This window comes from Bacteroidales bacterium, from assembly GCA_018334875.1.
In the GTDB taxonomy this organism is placed as follows: domain Bacteria; phylum Bacteroidota; class Bacteroidia; order Bacteroidales; family UBA12077; genus JAGXLC01.
This window is the reverse complement of the sequence record JAGXLC010000349.1, coordinates 1-4243: the sequence shown is the minus strand read 5'-3', so window position 1 is coordinate 4243 and position 4243 is coordinate 1. Positions and strand designations below refer to the sequence as shown.

The following is a 4243-nucleotide window of genomic DNA, read 5'->3' as shown; positions in this document are numbered from 1 at the left end:
GATGATTAATATTTGTTTATGAATAAGCTACTTCACGGGTTCTTACATGAATTATCCCCGGCATTTTTAAGGCCGGGGATAAGTACCTCTGATGCTATAATTCTCTTACCCAAATGTTCCGGTAGCTTACAAGGTCTCCATGATCCTGAAGCGTGAGGGGTTCTTTGAGATCGTGTTCTTCATATTGATGGGCACCAATGTAACTGGTATTGCCCTGTATGTTCACACTGTTGTGGATCACCACTCCATTGTGCAGCACGGTTATTTGTGAGGGAATGATCACCCTTCCTTCATCATTGAAGCGTGGAGCCTGGTAAATGACATCATACGACTGCCATTCTCCCGGTTCTCTGCTGGCATTTACCAGGGGTATATGTTGCTTGTATATACTGCCGACCTGTCCATTCGCATAAGTTTTGTTCTCGTAGTTATCCAGTACCTGAATTTCGTAACGGCCCTGAAGGAAAACACCGCTGTTGCCTTTTCCCTGACCCTCATCATGGTCGTCTTCAGGGCATTTGAATTCAATGTGCAACTGAATGTCGCCGAATTCTTTTTTGGTTTGGATGGTACCGGTTCCGGGCTTTACCGTTACCATACCATCGTGAACGTTCCATTTTGCAGCACTGCCATCCGGATGCTCCCATTCGGAGAGATCATTGCCGTCAAACAGAACGATGGCATCCGAAGGAGGTTGATTTCCTTGTCCCGGTTCAACTTTACGGGGCTGAGGTTCCCAGATTTCGGTGGATTCAGGAGTTTTGTTATTTTCCTGGCCGTAACTTATTCCAGTAAATAAAGCGAAAACCCCAATTAAAACCAGTTTTTTTGTAAAATACCTGTTAATCATATATTTATCATTTAAATTCGACATTATTAATTGAAGCTCTAATTTACGATATTTTTGGCAAATTCCACGGATCCCTGTATTCAGGAACGAGATAATCGTTGGCCGGGGGATTGTAAGGAAATTCATTTTTCTCTTCGTCATAATAAAGCTTTTTACCGGTGCGATAGGCAATATTTCCCAGATGGGTGAACAGAGCAGCCCTTCTGGCAGTTTCTATGTCGCACGCGGGTTTTTCTCTGGTCTTAACACACTCAATGAAATTTTCCACATGATTTATGTGTGATTTGCCATCGCTTTCATGTTTGGGTATTTCTTCCATTCTCTTTTTGCCGTCCTGTTCTTCAGGATTTAAAACCCAGTTGTTCCGGTCTGCAACAATGGTTCCTTTTTCCCCAATAAAGGCAATACCGTAATTTCGGTTATAAGGACCGGTCTGAATTCCGCCGTTGTGATCCCATGTCAGGTGAAAGTCATTGAATTCAAACATGGTTGTTTGTGTGTCGGCTGTTTCACAAGCCCTGTCACCTGCGGCAAAGTTTCCTCCCATAGCAGTTACCGATTTGGGTGTTTCGGTGATATTTAAAGCCCACAACCCCATATCGACCAGGTGAACGCCCCAGTCTGTCTGTAGTCCGCCACCGTAATCCCAGAACATTCTCCAGGACCCGTGGAATCGGTTGGGGTTGAACGGTCTTTTGGGAGCAGGTCCAAGCCACATATCGTAATCAACGCCATCGGGGACGGCTTTGTTTGGAACGGCCCTGGGGCCTGCGCCATAGAAAAAGTTACACCAGAAATGAACTTTCCTGATCTCGCCCAGACGGCCTGCATGAATGACATCTATAGCTTCTTTCCAGTGTTTGCCACTTCTCTGTTGCTGCCCTACCTGAACAACGCGGTTGTATTTTTTGGCGGCTGCCGCCATGATGTTGCATTCTTCTATGGAATTGGCCAGCGGCTTTTCTACATATACATCCTTGCCTTCCTGGCAAGCCATAACCATGGGCAAGCAATGCCAATGATCGGGAGTGCCGATGATCACAATGTCAATGTCTTTATTCTCAATCAGTCGCCTGAAATCACGGTAAAGCTCAGGTTTTTTTCCGGTCATCTCTTCCACATCGGAAGCCCGGGATTCCAGTATATTTTTATCCACATCACAAAGGGCCACACACTTTACGCCAGGCACTTTGAGGTGATCTCTCAGATTTGCAAATCCCATGCCTTTGCAACCAATCAGACCAACATTCAGGGAATCGCTGGCAGAAACTCTTGAAGACATAGCATTTAAACTCTCCGGGATTGTCGTGGCCAGTGTCAAACCAGCCATGCCGGTCAGTGATTTCTTAATGAAATTTCTTCGGGAATGATCCATAATAATAAATTTTAACGTTTATAAACCGATAAATTCTTTACAATAATTGTGTCATCTAAAATATAAAAATCTGTGGAATGATGCAAAATAAAGTACCATTTTTGGGGTAAACCAGTTATTTTTATATTTTTACAAAAAAATTTACCATGAAAACAAGGCAAAATTCTATCCGTTTAACACCTCCTCAGCAATGGGGCTTCATTGTGTTACGCATCATTATTGGCTGGCATTTATTTTATGAAGGTATCGTTAAATTGTTGGATCCCAACTGGTCGGCAGAAAGTTTCCTGACAGGCTCACAGGGCTTCCTCTCAGGGGCTTTTCAATGGATGGCTTCCCAGCCTGCGGTGCTTGAGTTGGTGAATGTTCTCAACATCTGGGGCCTGATTCTTATCGGTTTGGGATTGTTCCTGGGTTTTTTTGCCCGTACCGCAGTATATGCAGGTATCTTACTGCTTTTCTTTTATTATATCGCTTACCCTCCATTTCAGGGCTTCAATTTCGGGGTACCTCAGGAAGGACATTATTTGTTGGTAAACAAAAACTTAATTGAACTTTTAAGCCTTGTTGTACTGGCGTTGTTCCCCAGTACTCTGAACATTGGACTCTGGAGTCTGATAAAAAAGATAAAATTCCGGTTTCCAACTTTTTCCAGCAGTAATCAGAAAAATCCGGAACCTGCAGTTGCTAAAACCGAAGGCTCAAAAAGCAGGCGCGATATGCTGAAACATCTGGCTTTTTTACCTTTCCTCGGGGGTTTTGCCTGGGCCTTTATGAGCAATAAAGACTATCGTGAGACCGATGCCATTTCCGGAGGTACCATCACATTGAACCCCCAATCCCTTAGCGAACTGGAAGGAGAGATCCCCCGCGGAAGTTTGGGCGGAGAGAAAAAGGTCAGCCGCCTGATTATGGGATGCAACCTAATCGGTGGCTGGGCACATGCCAGAGATCTTCAGTATGCCTCCCAGCTTTTCAAGGCCTATAATACGGAGAAAAAAGTATTTGAAACCCTTATGTTGGCAGAAAAGGCAGGCATCAATACCATGAATGTCTGTACGCTCGAACAGCAAGCCCTTATAAACCGTTATAAAAAAATGTTTGGTAGCAATCTGCAAACGATGATCCAGGCCAAACCCATCAAGGAGGATCTATATGCCAATATTGACCAGGCCATTGATATGGGCGTGGATATTATTCAGATTTTCGGGGCTACGGGTGACAGGTGGGCTCAAAGCGGTGATACGGATTTGTTACAAAAGTGTGTAGACCATACGAAAAGGCAAGGTTATCCGGCAGGCATGGGAGCCCATGATATTCATGCTTTTCATGCATGTGACCAGGCAGGAATAGAAGTCGATTTCTATTTTAAGACCATGCACCATGATCGTTACTGGTCGGCTACCCCGAAGGATAAAAGGGTACCCTTTGCAGTTTCAGGATCAACATCCGATCACAAAGGGGCGTATCATGACAATATGTGGTGCATGTTCCCGGAGGAGACGGTAAACTATCTAGAGAAATCGAAAAAACCCGTTGTGGGTTATAAGGTACTTGCCGGTGGAGCCATTCATCCTGAAAACGGATTTCAGTATGCTTTTGACAACGGGGCCGATTTCATCTGCGTGGGCATGTTTGATTTTCAGGTTGTAGAAGATGCAAATCTGGCCATCCGGGCCATTAAAAAAGCGAGCAAAAGGAAGAGACCCTGGTATGGATAAGGAAGGTAAGCGCGTTATTTGAAAGAGCGCTTAATAATTAGAGAATGATGGTTTCAGGAACTGATTAAAAGCACCAAATTCTAACCCGAATTATTCAAGAATAATTCTGAATTTTTTCCTTATACTATGGTTCTTTTAATTGAGCGGTAAACCCTCCGTAGGCTTTCAGGGAAACCTGGAATGCTTGATCTTTCGAAATATTCCGGGTTTCGGTATGAAAAGTTTCAGGTTGATCGCCGTCAGTAATGAGTGTCATTTCATAATCTTTTCCGCTTTTCATAAAATCAGTTTCTATTT

Annotated in this window: 4 protein-coding genes; 1 reads left to right on the top strand and 3 read right to left on the bottom strand. The window is 43.9% G+C overall.

Features of this window, described 5'->3' with window-relative positions; translation table 11 throughout:
* Positions 1-94: 94 nt before the first annotated feature.
* Positions 95-850 carry a DUF1080 domain-containing protein gene (locus KGY70_17860; GenBank protein ID MBS3777068.1) on the bottom strand — a complete coding sequence of 252 codons (756 nt, stop codon included), beginning with the start codon at positions 848-850 and terminating at the stop codon, positions 95-97.
* A 43-nt stretch (positions 851-893) separates the two neighbouring features.
* Positions 894-2225, bottom strand: coding sequence for a Gfo/Idh/MocA family oxidoreductase (locus KGY70_17855; GenBank protein ID MBS3777067.1), 1332 nt, complete (start codon positions 2223-2225; stop codon positions 894-896).
* 146 nt (positions 2226-2371) lie between these two features.
* Here KGY70_17855 and KGY70_17850 point away from each other — a divergent pair, with 146 nt between their 5' ends.
* Complete coding sequence (locus KGY70_17850; protein MBS3777066.1) at positions 2372-3946, top strand: DoxX family membrane protein; 1575 nt, start codon at positions 2372-2374, stop codon at positions 3944-3946.
* Positions 3947-4070: 124 nt separating this feature from the next.
* Here the strand turns inward: KGY70_17850 and KGY70_17845 are convergent, their stop codons facing one another.
* Positions 4071-4241: a glycoside hydrolase family 97 C-terminal domain-containing protein gene (locus KGY70_17845; protein MBS3777065.1), complete on the bottom strand. Its 171-nt coding sequence runs from the start codon at positions 4239-4241 to the stop codon at positions 4071-4073.
* Positions 4242-4243 lie beyond the last annotated feature (2 nt).